The 18,132-nt window shown below is 38.9% G+C and carries 15 protein-coding genes and 1 pseudogene; 14 read left to right on the forward strand and 2 right to left on the reverse strand.

What is annotated here, in order from left to right; genetic code table 11:
* The 5 genes from HMPREF9957_RS04795 (at position 1) to pheT (ending at position 7,791) form a co-directional block, all read left to right on the forward strand.
* Entirely contained in the window at positions 1–1,839 is a 1,839-nt protein-coding gene (locus HMPREF9957_RS04795) for a beta-glucoside-specific PTS transporter subunit IIABC (protein WP_000120572.1), read from the forward strand.
* Between the two features lie 12 nt (positions 1,840–1,851).
* Complete coding sequence (locus HMPREF9957_RS04800) at positions 1,852–3,267, forward strand: glycoside hydrolase family 1 protein (protein ID WP_000974188.1); 1,416 nt, start codon at positions 1,852–1,854, stop codon at positions 3,265–3,267.
* A gap of 486 nt (positions 3,268–3,753) precedes the next feature.
* Complete coding sequence (pheS, locus tag HMPREF9957_RS04805) at positions 3,754–4,800, forward strand: phenylalanine--tRNA ligase subunit alpha (RefSeq protein WP_000103743.1); 1,047 nt, start codon at positions 3,754–3,756, stop codon at positions 4,798–4,800.
* Positions 4,800–5,309 carry a GNAT family N-acetyltransferase gene (locus HMPREF9957_RS04810; RefSeq protein ID WP_000619936.1) on the forward strand — a complete coding sequence of 170 codons (510 nt, stop codon included), beginning with the start codon at positions 4,800–4,802 and terminating at the stop codon, positions 5,307–5,309. Before pheS ends, HMPREF9957_RS04810 begins: the two co-directional genes overlap by 1 nt.
* Positions 5,310–5,385: 76 nt before the next feature.
* The gene (pheT, locus tag HMPREF9957_RS04815) at positions 5,386–7,791 is read left to right on the forward strand and encodes a phenylalanine--tRNA ligase subunit beta (protein WP_000961522.1); all 2,406 of its coding nucleotides are present in this window, start codon (positions 5,386–5,388) and stop codon (positions 7,789–7,791) included.
* Here pheT and HMPREF9957_RS13465 read toward each other — a convergent pair.
* Positions 7,788–7,910: a hypothetical protein gene (locus HMPREF9957_RS13465; RefSeq protein ID WP_004242147.1), complete on the reverse strand. Its 123-nt coding sequence runs from the start codon at positions 7,908–7,910 to the stop codon at positions 7,788–7,790. The genes pheT and HMPREF9957_RS13465 overlap by 4 nt on opposite strands.
* A gap of 116 nt (positions 7,911–8,026) precedes the next feature.
* Here HMPREF9957_RS13465 and HMPREF9957_RS04820 point away from each other — a divergent pair, with 116 nt between their 5' ends.
* From HMPREF9957_RS04820 to HMPREF9957_RS12480, 5 genes are all read left to right on the forward strand, one after another.
* Positions 8,027–8,920, forward strand: coding sequence for an ABC transporter ATP-binding protein (locus HMPREF9957_RS04820; protein WP_000895278.1), 894 nt, complete (start codon positions 8,027–8,029; stop codon positions 8,918–8,920).
* Positions 8,917–10,116 carry an ABC transporter permease gene (locus HMPREF9957_RS04825; RefSeq protein WP_001245371.1) on the forward strand — a complete coding sequence of 400 codons (1,200 nt, stop codon included), beginning with the start codon at positions 8,917–8,919 and terminating at the stop codon, positions 10,114–10,116. Before HMPREF9957_RS04820 ends, HMPREF9957_RS04825 begins: the two co-directional genes overlap by 4 nt.
* Before the next feature lie 534 nt (positions 10,117–10,650).
* Positions 10,651–10,785: a 50S ribosomal protein L34 gene (gene rpmH, locus HMPREF9957_RS04830; RefSeq protein WP_000831905.1), complete on the forward strand. Its 135-nt coding sequence runs from the start codon at positions 10,651–10,653 to the stop codon at positions 10,783–10,785.
* 138 nt (positions 10,786–10,923) lie between these two features.
* Positions 10,924–12,870 carry a peptide ABC transporter substrate-binding protein gene (locus HMPREF9957_RS04835; RefSeq protein ID WP_000748908.1) on the forward strand — a complete coding sequence of 649 codons (1,947 nt, stop codon included), beginning with the start codon at positions 10,924–10,926 and terminating at the stop codon, positions 12,868–12,870.
* Between the two features lie 53 nt (positions 12,871–12,923).
* Positions 12,924–14,272 (forward strand): IS3 family transposase gene (locus tag HMPREF9957_RS12480; protein ID WP_141562067.1). Its coding sequence is split into 2 segments (ribosomal slippage): positions 12,924–13,365 and positions 13,365–14,272, totalling 1,350 coding nucleotides; the frame shifts between segments, so codons are not numbered across the junction.
* Positions 14,273–14,546: 274 nt separating this feature from the next.
* On the opposite strand, the pseudogene HMPREF9957_RS12485 reads toward HMPREF9957_RS12480, so the two are convergent.
* A pseudogene (locus HMPREF9957_RS12485) lies at positions 14,547–14,702 on the reverse strand (amino acid permease); the annotation flags it as partial.
* A 157-nt stretch (positions 14,703–14,859) separates the two neighbouring features.
* Here HMPREF9957_RS12485 and HMPREF9957_RS04850 point away from each other — a divergent pair.
* The 4 genes from HMPREF9957_RS04850 (at position 14,860) to HMPREF9957_RS04865 (ending at position 17,997) form a co-directional block, all read left to right on the forward strand.
* Positions 14,860–15,633 carry a TatD family hydrolase gene (locus HMPREF9957_RS04850; protein WP_000575603.1) on the forward strand — a complete coding sequence of 258 codons (774 nt, stop codon included), beginning with the start codon at positions 14,860–14,862 and terminating at the stop codon, positions 15,631–15,633.
* Positions 15,633–16,193, forward strand: a complete 561-nt coding sequence (rnmV, locus tag HMPREF9957_RS04855; RefSeq protein WP_000659992.1) for a ribonuclease M5 — start codon at positions 15,633–15,635, stop codon at positions 16,191–16,193. The genes HMPREF9957_RS04850 and rnmV overlap by 1 nt, the downstream gene beginning before the upstream one ends.
* Positions 16,194–16,264: 71 nt before the next feature.
* Positions 16,265–17,176, forward strand: coding sequence for a helix-turn-helix domain-containing protein (locus tag HMPREF9957_RS04860; protein WP_000904847.1), 912 nt, complete (start codon positions 16,265–16,267; stop codon positions 17,174–17,176).
* A 341-nt stretch (positions 17,177–17,517) separates the two neighbouring features.
* Positions 17,518–17,997 carry a hypothetical protein gene (locus tag HMPREF9957_RS04865; RefSeq protein ID WP_000790986.1) on the forward strand — a complete coding sequence of 160 codons (480 nt, stop codon included), beginning with the start codon at positions 17,518–17,520 and terminating at the stop codon, positions 17,995–17,997.
* The last annotated feature ends 135 nt before the right edge of the window (positions 17,998–18,132 follow it).

Raw genomic sequence — 18,132 nt, forward strand, 5'->3', positions numbered from 1 at the left:
ATGAGTTATAAAGATACGGTACAAAAAATCCTCGATGTAATTGGAGGCGAAAAAAATGTCAATAGAGTTACCCATTGTGTAACACGTTTAAGATTAGAATTAAAAGATGAAAATTTAGTCAATGATGATGATGTGAAGAAGATACCAGGTGTAATAGGTATTATGAAAAAGAATGGGCAATATCAAATTATACTTGGTAATGATGTAGCCAATTATTATAAAGAATTCATTAAACTTGGCAATTTTGAAACAGATTCAGTTGATCAAGGGCACAAAGGGAATATTTTAGAAAGAATCATTGAGTATATCGCTGGTTCCATGACTCCAATCATTCCAGCAATGTTAGGGGGAGGTATGTTGAAAGTCTTGGTAATCATTTTACCAATGCTTGGTATATTGCAATCAGATTCTCAGACTATTGCTTTTTTAACATTTTTTGGGGATGCTCCATATTATTTCTTACCGCTGTTATTAGCTTATTCTGCATCACAAAAATTAAAAGTAACATCTACATTAGCTATGTCTGTAGCAGGTGTACTTCTCCATCCAAATTTTGTTCAAATGGTGCAATCAGGGAATCCTCTTAGTTTATTTGGTGCACCTGTGACACCAGCAAGTTATGGTTCATCTGTCATTCCAATTCTTATTATGGTTTGGTTGATGAAATATATTGAAAAAATGATTGCTAAATTAACACCAGCTGTTACTAAGAGTTTTTTGCAACCTACGCTAGTATTATTAGTATCAAGCTTTATTGCCTTAGTTGTAGTTGGACCTATTGGAGTAATTGTTGGTGAAGGATTATCAAATCTAGTTGGGCACATGTATGGTGTAGCTGGATGGCTTACATTAGCTATTCTTGGTGCTATTATGCCATTTATTGTTATGACTGGAATGCATTGGGCTTTTGCACCTATTTTTTTGGCGGCATCTATTGCTACTCCAGACGTATTAATTCTTCCAGCAATGTTAGGGTCAAACTTAGCTCAAGGGGCTGCTTCGATGGCTGTTGCATTAAAGAGTAAAAATAATAATACAAAACAAATTGCTTTTGCAGCAGGTTTCTCAGCCTTACTTGCAGGAATTACCGAACCTGCATTATATGGTGTGACTTTAAAATATAAAAAACCGCTTTATGCAGCTATGATTGGTGGTGGATTAGCGGGATTATTTGCAGGTCTTACTAGTGTTAAAGCGTATCTATTTGCTGTCCCATCTTTGATAGCGTTGCCTCAATTTATTTATTCTGATGCACCATCAAATATTGTAAATGCTTTAATTGTGGCGGTCATTTCGGTTGTTATTACCTTTGTATTAGCTTATATATTTGGAATCGATGAAGAAGAGAGTTCTAGTAATTTAGAAGTTGAAGCTGGAGTTTCAAATAAAAAAATGATATTTTCTCCTATATCAGGAGAAATCATTCCGTTAAGCGATGTCCAGGATAAAACCTTTTCAGATAAACTAATTGGAGACGGAGTAGCGATTATCCCAAGTGAAGGTAAGGTTTATGCACCATTTGATGGGAAAATTACAAATATTTTTCCGACTAAGCACGCAATTGGATTGAAGAGTGATGAGGGTGTTGAGTTACTAATTCATATTGGATTAGATACTGTTGAGCTAAAAGGTCAAGGTTTTATTAGTCATGTAGAAGAAGGAGACAGAGTTTTCAAAAATCAGTTGATTTTTGAAATGGACTTAAATTTAATCAAGAGTAAAGGCTACGAAACAGTTACACCAGTAATTGTAACGAATACCAACGATTTTCTAGATGTATTAGTATTACCTAATAATCAGACAATCGAGCATTCTAAGGAATTACTGGTAATATTATAATGGAGGAAAGTTATGGCCATTTTTCCAGATGATTTTCTTTGGGGTGGAGCTGTTGCAGCTAATCAAGTAGAGGGAGCATATAATGAAGATGGTAAGGGATTATCAGTTCAGGATGTGTTACCCAAAGGTGGATTAGGAGAACCAACAGAAAATCCTACAGAAGATAACTTAAAATTGTTAGGTATTGATTTTTATCATAAATATAAGGAAGATATATCCTTGTTTTCTGAAATGGGCTTTAATGTTTTTCGTACTTCTATTGCATGGAGTAGAATTTTTCCAAAAGGAGATGAGGAAGAACCTAACGAAGCTGGTTTGAAATATTATGATGAATTGTTTGATGAGCTACATGCTCACGGGATAGAACCACTTGTAACTCTTTCACACTATGAGACTCCATTATATTTAGCAAGAAAATATCATGGATGGGTTGATAGGAGAATGATTCATTTTTATGAAAAATTTGCTCGAACAGTTTTAGAAAGGTATAAAGATAAAGTTAAATATTGGCTTACATTTAACGAAGTAAACTCTGTTTTGGAATTACCGTTTACTAGTGGAGGGATAGATATACCTAAGGAGAATCTTTCGAAACAAGAATTATATCAAGCTATACATCATGAATTAGTCGCCTCGAGTTTGGTTACAAAAATTGCTCGTGAGATTAATTCAGAGTTTAAGGTGGGGTGTATGGTATTAGCTATGCCAGCTTATCCAATGACTCCAAATCCAAAAGATGTATGGGCAACTCATGAGTATGAGAATCTAAATTATCTATTTTCAGATGTGCATGTTAGAGGTTATTATCCGAATTATGCAAAAAGATATTTTAAGGAAAATGACATTAACATAGAGTTTGCAGCTGAAGATGCAGAGTTATTAAAAAATTATACTGTAGATTTTTTATCGTTTAGCTATTACATGAGTGTGACTCAATCTGCTCTTCCAACACAGTATAATCCAGGAGAAGGAAATATTATTGGTGGTTTAGTAAATCCTTATTTAGAGTCTTCTGAGTGGGGATGGCAAATTGATCCAATTGGACTACGTATAATTTTAAATAGATATTATGACCGTTATCAAATCCCATTATTTATAGTAGAAAATGGATTAGGTGCTAAAGATCAACTAATAAAAGATGAATTTAATAACTTAACCGTCCAAGATGATTATAGAATTCAGTATATGAAAGAACATTTATTGCAAGTAGCTGAAGCTCTACAGGATGGTGTTGAAATTATGGGCTATACGTCTTGGGGATGTATTGACTGTGTTTCTATGTCCACTGCACAACTTTCTAAAAGGTACGGTCTCATTTATGTTGATCGAAACGATGATGGAAGTGGCACATTCAATCGATATAAGAAAATGTCCTTTACTTGGTATAAAGGAGTGATTGAATCAAATGGAGAATCCTTATTCAAATAGTTTGTTTATTGATTATTAGATATTACCACGGTTAAGGCAACATCTCATTAAATATGAAATAAAGAGGTTTGGAAGACATCAAATTCTAAACCTCTTTATTTTATAGAGGGATTAATTAATTTAATTTTGTTACAGAGAGCCGATTATAAATAGTTAATTTAGGATAGATTGGTTATATGAATTTAGATAAGAATAAGCTAACAAGCAGAAGTGAGATAGGTCTTGCAAGAATGGTAAAAATCTGATAAACTATGTAGTAATTGAATAGAAATCTGCAAGACTAGTAACTCAAGGGAAGTATATCAGGGAGGAGAGCCGTGACTGCAAGCTCTCTATATGAAAGCTGGGTGAATTCACTTGCGCATGGATTTAGAAATGAAGGTCTGACTTGTCAGATGAAAACGGATGGTACCGCGTGTCAACGCTCCGAGTGGAGTTTTTGGCGTGTGGTTTTCTTTTTATCTACGAGAGACTGATGGAGGAATTATGTCAACTATTGAAGAACAATTAAAAGCGCTTCGCGAAGAAACGCTGGCTAGCTTGAAGCAGATTACTGCTGAAAATGAAAAAGAGATGCAAGACTTGCGTGTCTCTGTCCTAGGGAAAAAGGGTTCGCTTACTGAAATTCTCAAAGGGATGAAAGATGTCTCTGCTGAGATGCGTCCAATCATTGGGAAACACGTCAATGAAGCGCGCGATGTCTTGACAGCTGCCTTTGAAGAAACAGCTAAGCTTTTGGAAGAAAAGAAAGTCGCGGCTCAACTGGCTAGCGAGAGCATTGATGTGACACTTCCAGGTCGTCCTGTTGCAACTGGTCACCGTCACGTTTTGACACAAACCAGTGAAGAAATCGAAGATATCTTCATCGGTATGGGTTACCAAGTCGTGGATGGTTTTGAAGTAGAGCAAGACTACTATAACTTTGAACGTATGAACCTTCCAAAAGATCATCCAGCCCGTGATATGCAGGACACATTCTATATCACAGAAGAAATCTTACTCCGTACTCACACGTCTCCAGTTCAAGCGCGTGCTATGGATGCCCATGATTTCTCTAAAGGTCCTTTGAAGATGATCTCACCAGGGCGTGTGTTCCGTCGTGATACGGACGATGCAACCCACAGTCACCAGTTCCACCAAATTGAAGGCTTGGTTGTTGGGAAAAACATCTCTATGGCAGACCTTCAAGGAACTCTTCAGTTGATTGTCCAAAAAATGTTTGGTGAAGAGCGTCAGATCCGTCTGCGTCCATCTTATTTCCCATTCACAGAGCCATCTGTTGAGGTGGATGTTTCTTGCTTCAAGTGTGGTGGAGAAGGCTGTAACGTATGTAAGAAAACAGGTTGGATCGAAATTATGGGTGCCGGTATGGTTCACCCACGCGTCCTTGAAATGAGTGGTATCGATGCGACTGTTTACTCTGGATTTGCCTTTGGTCTGGGACAAGAGCGTGTAGCTATGCTCCGTTATGGAATCAACGATATCCGCGGATTCTACCAAGGAGATGTCCGCTTCTCAGAACAGTTTAAATAATGATTAGAAAAGTAGAAAAGGCAGATGTTGGGGTGTTGTCCAAAATTGCCAAACAAACCTTTCGTGAAACATTTGCGCATGATAATACGGAAGAGCAGTTACAGGAATACTTTGAAGAGGCTTATAGTCTGAGAGTTTTGTCAACTGAGTTGGAAAATCCAGAATCCGAAACCTATTTCATTATGCATGAAGAGGAGATAGCTGGTTTTCTCAAAGTCAACTGGGGAAGTGCTCAGACTGAGAGAGAATTAGAGGATGCTTTTGAAATTCAACGCCTCTATGTGCTACAAAAATTCCAAGGGTTTGGATTCGGTAAGCAACTGTTTGAATTTGCTCTTGAACTTGCTACAAAAAATAGTTTTTTCTGGGCTTGGCTAGGTGTTTGGGAGCATAATACAAAAGCTCAAGCGTTTTATAATCGATATGGTTTTGAAAAATTTAGCCAACATCATTTTATGGTTGGTCAAAAAGTAGATACGGATTGGTTACTGAAAAAGAAATTAAGGTAAGAAGAGGATTCTTCTATTGAAATGATAGGAAAGGAAAAGAACTAGAGTGGCAACTGTCATTCTGGAGAACTAAATTATGCTTGTATCTTATAAATGGTTAAAAGAATTGGTGGACATTGATGTGCCATCACAAGAGTTGGCTGAAAAAATGTCAACTACAGGGATCGAGGTCGAAGGTGTCGAATCACCTGCTGCTGGTCTCTCAAAAATTGTCGTTGGTGAGGTCTTGTCTTGCGAAGATGTGCCAGAAACTCACCTTCATGTTTGTCAGGTTAACGTTGGCGAAGAAGAAGCTCGTCAAATCGTTTGTGGTGCCCCAAATGTGCGTGCTGGCATCAAGGTTATGGTGGCTCTTCCAGGTGCACGTATCGCTGATAACTACAAGATTAAAAAAGGGAAAATTCGTGGCTTGGAATCACTTGGGATGATCTGTTCACTTGGAGAATTGGGGATTTCTGACTCTGTTGTACCCAAGGAATTCGCAGATGGTATCCAAATCTTGCCAGAAGATGCTGTTCCAGGTGAGGAAGTCTTCTCATATCTAGACTTGGATGATGAAGTTATCGAACTTTCAATTACCCCTAACCGTGCGGATGCCCTTTCTATGCGTGGGGTGGCTCACGAAGTAGCAGCCATCTATGACAAGGCAGTCAACTTTAAAGAATTTACCCTAACAGAAACAAATGAAGCTGCAGCAGATGCTCTTTCTGTGGGCATTGATACAGACAAGGCGCCTTACTATGCAGCTCGTATCTTGGATAATGTGACGATTGCACCAAGTCCACAATGGTTGCAAAACCTTCTCATGAACGAAGGAATCCGTCCAATCAATAACGTAGTGGACGTGACCAACTACATCCTTCTCTACTTTGGTCAACCAATGCATGCCTTTGACTTGGATACCTTTGAAGGGGGTGACATCCGTGTACGTGAAGCGCGTGCTGGTGAAAAATTGATGACTTTAGATGGTGAAGAACGTGACTTGGACGTGAATGACTTAGTCATCACTGTCGCAGACAAGCCAGTAGCCCTTGCAGGTGTTATGGGTGGTCAAGCAACAGAAATCTCTGAAAAGTCTACTCGTGTTGTCCTTGAAGCTGCAGTCTTCAATGGTAAATCAATTCGTAAGACTAGCGGTCGCCTCAACCTTCGTTCTGAGTCATCTTCTCGCTTTGAAAAAGGCATTAATGTGGCAACTGTTAACGAAGCTCTTGATGCGGCAGCTAGTATGATTGCCGAACTTGCAGGTGCGACGGTGCGTAAAGGTATCGTTTCAGCGGGTGAGCTTGAAACTTCCGATGTAGAAGTTTCTTCAACTCTTGCCGATGTTAATCGTGTTCTTGGTACAGAACTTTCTTACGTGGATGTCGAAGATGTCTTCCGTCGTCTTGGCTTTGGACTTTCTGGCAATGCAGACAGCTTTACAGTCAGCGTCCCACGTCGTCGCTGGGATATCACTATCGAGGCAGACCTCTTTGAAGAAATCGCTCGTATCTATGGCTATGACCGCTTGCCAACTAGTCTTCCAAAAGATGATGGAACAGCTGGTGAATTGACTGCGACACAAAAACTCCGCCGTCAAGTTCGTACGATTGCTGAAGGAGCAGGTTTGACAGAAATCATCACCTATGCTCTAACAACTCCTGAAAAAGCAGTTGAGTTTACGGCTCAACCAAGTAACCTTACTGAACTCATGTGGCCAATGACAGTGGACCGTTCTGTCCTCCGTCAAAATATGATCTCAGGTATCCTTGATACGGTGGCTTATAACGTAGCTCGTAAGAATAAAAACTTGGCCCTTTATGAGATTGGAAAAGTCTTTGAACAAACTGGCAATCCAAAAGAAGAACTTCCAAATGAAATCAACAGTTTTGCCCTTGCCTTGACAGGCTTGGTTGCTGAAAAAGATTTCCAAACAGCAGCAGTTCCAGTTGATTTTTTCTATGCTAAGGGAATCCTTGAAGCGCTCTTTTCTCGCTTGGGACTAGAAGTTACCTATACAGCAACATCTGAAATTGCTAGCCTTCATCCAGGTCGTACAGCAGTCATTTCACTCGGTGACCAAGTTCTTGGTTTCCTTGGTCAAGTACACCCAGTCACTGCTAAGGCCTACGATATTCCAGAAACGTATGTAGCTGAGCTCAACCTTTCAGCCATCGAAGCAGCGCTTCAACCTGCTACTCCATTTGTGGAAATCACCAAATTCCCAGCAGTCAGCCGTGACGTTGCCCTTCTCCTCAAGGCAGAAGTCACTCACCAAGAAGTTGTAGATGCTATCCAAGCTGCCGGCGTGAAACGTTTGACAGATATCAAACTCTTTGACGTCTTCTCAGGCGAAAAATTGGGACTTGGTATGAAGTCAATGGCTTATAGCTTGACTTTCCAAAATCCAGAAGACAGCTTAACGGACGAAGAAGTCGCACGCTACATGGAAAAAATCCAAGCATCACTTGAAGAAAAAGTCAATGCAGAAGTACGTTAACTCATCAATCCATCCTCCAGGGTGGATTTTTGCTTTTCAAATAACAATTCAGGATCAAAAATAGACAGTTGAGGAACAGAGAAGATAAATTGAAGTTTACCAGTGTATAATGTACTCATAACTCAAAGTACCCTAAGATTTTTTACTAAAATGAGGATGATAAAAATGGACAGAAGTTATTGTAAAGGCTATCAAAAAGGAGTATAATGAGTGCAAGACATTTCGGAGGTGAAAGATGCTAGAAGTAAGAAGTCTAGAGAAAAGTTTTGGACCCAAGCAAGTTTTGTTTGGTATTGACTTTCAAGCGCGACCAGGTCGTATTTTGGGACTAGTCGGGAAAAATGGTGCTGGAAAAACAACGATTTTCCATAGTATTTTGAAGTTTTTAGAATATCAAGGAGAAATCAGTCTGGATGGTCAGGATATTCATCAGGAGACCTATGCTCGGATTGGCTATTTGCCTGAAGAACGCAGTCTCATGCCTAAATTGACAGTCCTTGAACAAGTTCGCTACTTGGCGACTCTAAAAGGTATGGATGCCAAGGAGGTCAAGGAAAAACTCCCTCAATGGATGAAGAGGTTGGAAGTGAAAGGAAAGCTGACAGATAAAATCAAGAGCCTGTCAAAAGGAAATCAGCAGAAGATTCAGCTCATTATTACTCTGATTCATGAGCCAGACTTGATTATCTTGGATGAGCCTTTCAGTGGATTGGACCCAGTCAATACTGAATTGCTCAAACAAGTCATTTTTCAAGAAAAAGAACGTGGGGCGACCATTATCTTTTCTGACCATGTCATGACCAACGTTGAGGAACTTTGTGACGATATTCTCATGATCCGAGATGGCCGTGTGGTCTTGCATGGACCAGTTCAGGATGTCCGCAATCAATACGGGAAAACGCGTCTCTTTGTTTCAAGTGAACGAAGCAAGGAAGAATTGGAAAAACTTCCTCACGTCAAACAGGTAAGCTTGACCAAGCAAGGCAGTTGGAAATTGATCTTGGAGGATGAGAGTGCTGGTAGAGAACTCTTCCCAATCTTGACTCAGGGGCAATATATCGCAACCTTTGACCAACAAGCACCTACAATCGATGAAATCTTTAAATTAGAATCAGGGGTGGAAGTATGAGAAATATGTGGGTTGTAATCAAGGAAACCTATCTTCGACATGTCAAATCGTGGAGTTTCTTCTTTATGGTGATTTCGCCGTTCCTCTTTTTAGGAATCTCTGTAGGAATTGCCTATCTCCAAGGCTCTTCAATGGCTAAAAATGATAAAGTGGCAGTAGTGACAACAGTGCCGTCTGTAGCAGAAGGACTGAAGAATGTAAATGGTGTTAACTTTGACTATAAAGACGAAGCAAGCGCCAAAGAAGCGATTAAAGATGAAAAATTAAAAGGCTATCTGACTATTGATCAAGAAGATAGTGTTCTAAAGGCAGTTTATCATGGCGAAACATCGCTTGAAAATGGAATTAAATTTGCAGTTACAGGGACACTCAATGAACTGCAAAATCAGCTTAATCGTTCAACGGCCTCCTTGTCTCAAGAGCAGGAAAAACGCTTAGCGCAGACAATTCAATTCACAGAAAAGATTGATGAAGCCAAGGAAAATAAAAAGTTTATTCAAACAATGGCAGCAGGCGCCTTAGGATTCTTTCTTTATATGATCCTGATTACCTATGCGGGTGTAACGGCTCAGGAAGTTGCTAGTGAAAAAGGCACCAAAATTATGGAAGTCGTCTTTTCTAGCATAAGGGCTAGTCACTATTTCTATGCGCGGATGATGGCTCTGTTTCTGGTGATTTTAACGCATATCGGGATTTATGTTGTAGGTGGTCTGGCAGCTATTTTGCTATTTAAAGATTTGCCATTCTTGGCTCAGTCTGGTATTTTGGATCACTTGGGAGATGCATTCTCGCTGAATACCTTGTTCTTTATCTTGGTCAGTCTCTTTATGTATGTAGTCTTGGCAGCCTTTCTAGGTTCTATGGTTTCTCGTCCTGAGGACTCAGGAAAAGCCTTGTCGCCTTTGATGATTTTGATTATGGGTGGTTTTTTTGGAGTGACAGCTCTAGGTGCAGCTGGTGACAATCTCATTTTGAAGATTGGTTCTTATATTCCCTTTATTTCGACCTTCTTTATGCCATTTAGAACCATTAATGGCTATGCAGGGGGAGTAGAAGCATGGATTTCACTTGCTATTACAGTGATTTTTGCGGTGCTAGCAACCGGATTTATCGGACGCATGTATGCTAGTCTAGTCCTTCAAACAGATGATTTAGGAATATGGAAAACCTTTAAACGTGCCTTAGCTTATAAATAGAAGAGCCTCGCGAAAGCGAGGTTTTTTAGAGATAAAAAGAGTGGAATTCAAACTAAAAATTTTGTACTTTTCCTTAGACAGTAGATACATCCTTGATACAACTGGGTTAAAGGCGTAATGTAAACTTTTTGAAAAATGTACTGTCAATCGAAAGTGATTATGTCCCCCAAAAATGGAGATATTGAGGGCAATTATTTTCATTTCATTTGACACGAAGCCCCCTTGAAGCTGTTTTGTTAGCTAAACCAAGACTAGTCTTAGCCTTGGCTCGCCAGCCTAACAGATCCAAGCCTCTTATCAAATGAAATCGAGGACTAGCTATCAGCTAGTTGAACCATCTAATTTTTAGGAGAGCTGGATGGCTAACTTCATTATAGAACTTTCAAATCACATTCGAATCACAAAAAGCTGGAAACATTTGTCTAGAGCTATTGACAAAAGTGAAAGAATCAGATAGAATAGTAAAGTATGTTTAGTAACTGATCACTTTATAGCCGGCTAAACGAATACAAAATCTATGAGGAGGTATTCATCGTGAAACGTACTTATCAACCAAGTAAACTTCGTCGTGCGCGCAAACACGGATTCCGTAACCGTATGTCAACTAAAAACGGTCGTCGCGTATTAGCAGCTCGTCGTCGTAAAGGACGCAAAGTTTTGGCTGCATAATCCAAACGAACCATAACAAAAATCAGTAGGAACTCGAGTCTACTGATTTTTATTTTTGTAAAAAAGTTCAAAAAGGCTTTATATTTTTGCTCAAATGGTGTATAATATTTCACATACTGTAAAAAATGGAGAATAATCATGAAGAAATCAAAAGTTATGCTTTTTGGAGCTATGGCTTTGACAGCAGGTCTAGCTTTAGCAGCGTGTGGGTCTTCCCAATCAAGTAATGCTGAGAAAACCTACTCTTATGTATTTACTAGTAATCCTGATACCTTGGACTACATTACGTCAACACGTGGTTCCACTTCTAGTATTACGACCAACTTGATTGATGGCTTGTTAGAAAATGATAAGTATGGTAATCTCATTCCATCTATGGCTGAGTCATGGACGGTGTCAAAAGATGGTTTGACCTACACTTATAAAATCCGTCAGGGGGCGAAATGGTACACTTCAGAGGGCGAAGAGTATGCGGATGTAACGGCTCATGACTTTGTGACAGGTCTCAAGTATGCAGCTGATAAAAAGGCTGAAAACTTGTACTTGGTCCAAGACTCTATCAAGGGCCTCGCAGACTACGTTGAGGGGGAAACATCTGACTTTGAGACTGTTGGTGTTAAGGCAGTGGATGACTATACTCTTCAATATACTTTGAATAAGCCGGAATCTTACTGGAATTCTAAGACTACTGGGGGCATTTTGAGTCCTGTAAATGAAGCTTTTTTGAAATCTAAGGGAGATGACTTTGGAAGTGTAACACCATCCAGTATCTTGTCAAATGGTCCTTACTTGTTTAAATCTTTCTCATCAAAATCTTTGATTGAATTTGATAAAAACCCTAATTACTGGGATAAGGACAATGTGAAAATTGAGAAAGTGAAGCTCTCTTTCTTTGACGGTTCTGATCAAGATAGTTTAGCGAGAGGATTTTTGGAAGGGAACTACTCGGACGGTCGTATCTTCCCGACAAGTTCAGTGTTTAATCAGTTGAAAAAAGGGAATGAGGACAAAATCACCTACACACCACAAAACTCAATTACCTTTTATTATCTTTTTAACGTTAATCGTCAAAGCTACAAGCAGACCATGAAACAGTCTGATAAGGAAAAGACAGATTCACTTGCGGCCATGCAAAATAAGGATTTCCGTCAGGCTGTCAACTTTGCCTTTGACCGTCATGCTTATGCAGCGCAGACAAATGGTGAAGATGGAGCAGACCGTATCTTGCGTAACACGCTTATCCCAAGTGATTTTGTCCAAATCGGTGGTAAAAATTTTGGAGATATTGTCAATGAAAAGATTATTAACTATGGTACAGAGTGGTCGAATATCAATTTGAATGATGCGCAACCTGCCTTTTTAAATGCTGAAAAAGCCAAGGCAGCATTTGCTAAAGCTAAAGAAACCTTGCAAGCAGAAGGCGTGACCTTCCCAATTCATTTGGATATGCCAGTTGACCAGACGGCCAAGTTAGATGTGCAACAAGCAAGTTCCTTTAAGCAGACAGTGGAAGAAACCCTTGGGGCGGACAACATTGTGATTGACGTGATTCAACTTTCTCCAGACGAGAAGGATCAAGCTACATTCTTTGCAGATACAGCTGAACAAAAGGACTATGACATTGATATTTCAGGTTGGAGTGGAGATTACTCAGATCCGAAAACTTATCTTGATCTCTTGGATCCAGAGTCAGGTTCACAGCTTAATAATATTGGGTTAACTGCTGGAAAAGATAATGAAGTAAAAGAAAAAATTGGACTTTCTGCTTACAAAAAGTTACTAGATGAAGCAGATAGCGAAGTTGAAAATACTCAGGCTCGTTATGAAAAATTTGCTGAAGTCCAAGCTTGGTTGACTGACAGCGCCCTCTTCCTACCAGTTCAAAGTGGCGGAGCCAACCCAATCTTCCGTAAGACTGTACCGTTCACAGGAGCCTTCTCTTTCGTTGGTCATAAGGGAGATGCTGACAACTACAAATATGTTGAACTGCAAAAAGAGCCGGTAACTGCGAAACAGTACCAGGAACTCTATGATAAATGGCTAAAAGAAAAAGCTGAGTCAAATAAAAAAGCTCAGGAAGATTGAACTGCACCCCAAAAGTTAGACAGAAAAAATCTAACTTTTGGGGTATTTTTATTATGAAATTAACATATGATGATAAAGTTCAGATCTATGAACTTAGAAAACAAGGATATAGCTTAGAGAAGCTTTCAAATACATTTGGGATAAACAACTCTAATATTAGGTACATGATTAAATTGATTGATCGTTACGGAATAGAGTTCGTCAAAAAAGGAAAAAATCGTTACTATTCTCCTGATTTAAAACAAGAAATGATTGATAAAGTCATACATGAAGGCTGGACTAAAGATAGAGTTTCTCTTGAATACGGTCTCCCAAGTCGTACGATACTTCTTAATTGGCTAGCACAATACAAGAAAAACGGGTATACTATTGTTGAGAAAACAAGAGGGAGAGTACCTAAAATGGGACGTAAGCCAAAAAAGAGACCTGAAGAGAGGACAGAATTAGAACGTCTTCAAGCAGAAAATGAGTACCTGAGAGCGGAGAATGCCATCCTAAAAAAGTTAAGAGAACTCCGATTGAAGGAGGAAAAAGAGAAAGAAGAAAGACAGAAATTGTTCAAGAATTAATGACTGAGTTTTCGTTAGATATTCTTCTAAGAGTCATTAAACTAGCTCGTTCGACCTACTACTATCACTTGAAACAGCTAGATAAACCAGATAAGGACCAAGAGCTTAAAGCTGAAATTCAATCCATTTTTATCGAACACAAGGGAAATTATGGTTATCGTCGGGTTCATTTAGAATTAAGAAATCGTGGTTATCTGGTAAATCATAAAAGAGTTCAACGCTTGATGGAAGTACTCAATTTACAAGCTAAAATGCGACAGAAACGAAAATATTCTTCTCATAAAGGAGACGTTGGCAAGAAGGCAGAGAATCTCATTCAACGCCAATTTGAAGGCTCTAAAACAATGGAAAAGTGCTACACAGATGTGACAGAATTTGCCATTCCAGCAAGTACTCAAAAACTTTACTTATCACCAGTTTTAGATGGTTTCAACAGCGAAATTATCGCCTATAATCTTTCAACTTCACCCAACTTAGAACAAGTAAAAACAATGTTGGAACAGGCATTCACAGAGAAGCACTACGAGAATACGATTCTTCATAGTGACCAAGGTTGGCAATACCAACACGACTCTTATCATCGGTTCCTAGAGAGTAAGGGAATTCAAGCATCTATGTCACGCAAGGGAAACAGCCCAGACAACGGTATGATGGAATCCTTCTTTGGCATTCTGAAATCGGAGATGTTTTACGGTTATGAGAAGTCGTTTCAGTCGCTTAAGCAATTGGAACAAGCTATTGTCGACAATATTGATTATTACAACAACAAGAGAATTAAGGTAAAACTAAAAGGACTTAGCCCTGTGCAATACAGAACTAAATCCTTCGGATAAATTAATTGTCTAACTTTTTGGGGTCAGTACAGATTTAGCTAACCACATTCAATAATATTCCTAGTCATGCTTTTTAGTTAAGCCTAGTGACAGGATTCAGAAAAAGGCCTTACCAGACGCTTATTGGTTCTGGTAGGGCCTTTTCTTTATTCTTTTGAGTGATAGGAGTAGCTAGCGAAAACGACGTCTTGGTGCCAACGAAGGGCATATTTGAGTTTGAGACTCATCTGATTGTGTAGGATATTTTGCAAAGGTTTATTAAGGAGGAACTGGGGATGAGGACTACTTGCTCAGGTCCATTGGCAATAGAAGATAGAGCGTCGCTTGATGACATGGCTAAGGTTTGCATTTTTCCCAGCAGACCTCCCTCGCCTTCTGTTAAGGATTTAAGAGGACGGCCTATAAAGGTCTGTTTTAATTTTGTAAACATGGTATTTTCCTTTACTGAAAATTTCAATAAGTGCTATTATACTGCTTTGAAAAAATAGCGTCAAGAGACGACGATGGATTTTAGAATATTTTTTACAGATGAGGAGAGAGGTCAGTTTTTTTGCTATAATAGTAGATAGAAAACGAGGTTAGAAGAGATGATTTTTGATACACATACACACTTGAATGTAGAAGAATTTGCGGGTCGTGAGGCAGAAGAAATTGCCTTGGCTGCTGAGATGGGTGTGACACAGATGAATATTGTTGGTTTTGATGAACCGACGATTGAGCGTGCTTTGGAGTTGGTAGATGAGTATGACCAGCTCTATGCGACTATCGGTTGGCATCCGACAGAAGCTGGAACTTACACAGAGGAGATTGAAGCCTACTTGCTTGACAAGCTCAAGCATCCAAAGGTGGTTGCCTTGGGTGAGATTGGTTTGGACTACCATTGGATGACAGCGCCCAAAGAGGTGCAGGAGCAGGTTTTTCGCCGTCAGATTCAGTTATCTAAGGACTTGGATTTGCCTTTTGTTGTCCACACCCGTGATGCGCTGGAAGATACCTATGAGATTATCAAGAGCGAGGGAGTTGGCCCTCGAGGTGGCATTATGCATTCTTTCTCAGGGTCTCTTGAATGGGCAGAGAAGTTTGTCGAACTTGGCATGACCATTTCCTTCTCAGGAGTGGTGACTTTTAAGAAAGCAACTGACATCCAAGAAGCGGCTAAAGAGTTACCTTTGGACAAAATTTTGGTGGAAACAGATGCGCCTTATCTGGCTCCAGTTCCTAAACGGGGTCGTGAAAATAAAACAGCCTACACACGCTATGTGGTGGACTTTATAGCGAGTTTGCGTGACATGACTACAGAAGAGCTAGCAGCAACAACGACTGCAAATGCAGAGCGAATTTTTGGATTGGATAGCAAGTAATGAAAGAGAAAATTTCCCAAGTTATCGTGGTCGAAGGTCGCGATGATACGGCCAATCTCAAACGTTACTTCGATGTAGAGACCTATGAGACACGAGGTTCTGCCATCAATGACCAGGATCTAGAGCGGATTCAGCGCTTGCACCAACGTCATGGAGTCATTGTCTTTACAGACCCAGATTTTAATGGGGAGCGGATTCGTCGCATGATTATGACGGCCATTCCAACAGTTCAGCATGCCTTCCTCAAACGAGATGAAGCTGTTCCCAAGTCTAAGACCAAGGGGCGTTCTCTGGGAATTGAGCATGCCACCTATGAAGATCTGAAAATGGCTCTAGCTCAGGTGACAGAACAATTTGAAAACGAGAATGAGTTTGACATTAGTCGTAGCGACTTGATTCGCCTTGGTTTTCTAGCGGGAGCAGATAGCCGTAAGCGACGAGAATATCTAGGAGATGCTCTCCGAATCGGCTATTCTAACGGTAAGCAACTCCTCAAGCGCTTAGAGTTGTTTGGGGTTACTTTGGCAGAAGTGGAAGAAGCTATGAAATCTTATGAGTAGGAAAGATGTAGCCGTTACAATTTTTTAAGTTTCACAGTATTTTTCGAAACAGGTAGAAGAGGAGGCATCTGATGTTAATTGGTCAAAAAATTAAAGAGATTCGGATAGAAAAAGGAATTAGTCGTCCAGATTTTTGTGGAGATGAGCAAGAACTGACAGTTCGTCAACTGTCGCGAATTGAAAGTGGAGCTTCGCAACCGAGTTTGCCCAAGTTAGACTATATTGCTCGCCGGCTAGGAGTTCCAGTTTATAGTCTTATGCCGGATTTTTCAGCTCTTCCTCCTGCTTATTTAGAATTGAAATACCAGATTTTACGTGAACCAATCTATGGTAAAGAAGAGGAGTATGATAAGAAGGAAGCGTGTTTGGAAGAGATAGAGGATTTATTTTATGAGCAACTTCCTAATGAGGAAAAAATATGGTTTGAAGCTACTAGAGCAACGATAGATGTTATTCGAAGCGGACGACCAGAATATGGGGAAACCGTACTGGACGATTATTTTAAAACAATTTATGATAAGGAATTGTTTTTGATAAATGAATTAGAAGTTATCAATTTATATTTTGCTATAGTGCTTACAAAGATAAAACAAGGTCAAAATCAGATTGAAGAAATTAACAGAATTCATTCGTTTTTAGTTCGTTTGACAAATCATGTAGAATTAATTGCACCAGAATATCTGTTTGCTTTAAGTAACACTTTGTTTTCGGGTCTAGCCTGTTTGGATAATTTGTCGTCTTATGATTCACTCGGAGCTTATATCTTTAGCCTTAATCATATAATGGAAAAAACACAAGATTTTCAGAAGAAACCAATTATATTAATGTTGGAGTGGAAATTATCTCTAATAATAAACAATGATTATGTTTCTGCCGAACAGTTCTATCAGAAATCGAAGCTATTTGCTGATATAATAGAAAATTCTTATTTAGTTACTATGTTGGAGAAACAATGGCAAGAAGATTTAAAAAAATATTTATAAACATAGTGAATCAGTGACAAAAATGTCCTTGTTCTAGTATTGAAATAGTTCTAAAGTTCGTCTTTAGGACTGTTTTTTTATATATAAGCTAAAAATGACACGAAATAGTTCTATTTTAAGGACATTGATATCCTTGGAGTTTATTTAAGAATAATTTATAATCAATTAAAACGTGAAAGGAGATTACAATATGAACTTTTTTAGTTTATTTTATTTAGTTACTTGGTGGTTTAAATAAAATTTAGTTATGTCTACTTAGTTTCAAAATAGATTCTTTAGGGCAAAGTGTCAGTTTATTAGGATAGTTATGATAAAAATGTATATTTCGAGGAGAAAATAAAATGAAAAATAAGATTTTAACAAAAACAGCAATTGTTTTAAGTTGCTTTTTAACATTAAGTACTGTTGCTCTCCCATCTGCAACTGCTTTTGCTTCTACATATTCAGTTTCGGATAAAGCAACTCAAGTTTCAAAACGTTCTACGGCAACTAATAGTGAAGGAAAACATATCTACATAGATAACGGACGTATATTAGAATTTGATAAAGATACTGTTTCGCAAGAGGATATCCAAGCTGCTAAAATGGACAGAGGAAAGTGGTCTTTTTCAGTTACAGCTATTCGAAAAGGTTATAGTAAACTCCCTTCGAATGTTAAAAGATGGATAAATCAATATATAGGATTGAATGCCATATTGAGTACACTAGAACACTTTACTGGTTGGATTGAAGATGGAATCTACCAGGCTTGTAAGCGTGCAGGTATGCCAGATTGGATGGCTTGGACAGTAGCTAAAGCTTTGACCTTGATAGCACTATAGTTTATGAAAAAATTAAAAAAATACCTTCCATTCTTTTTCTGTCTACTATACCTAATACACGGAATACTTGATTTATCAACTTTAAATATTTTAGGTGCAATCTTTAAAATTATAATTAGTACTTTGGGTATAATA

Source organism: Streptococcus mitis SK1080 (assembly GCF_000220085.1).
In the GTDB taxonomy this organism is placed as follows: domain Bacteria; phylum Bacillota; class Bacilli; order Lactobacillales; family Streptococcaceae; genus Streptococcus; species Streptococcus mitis_K.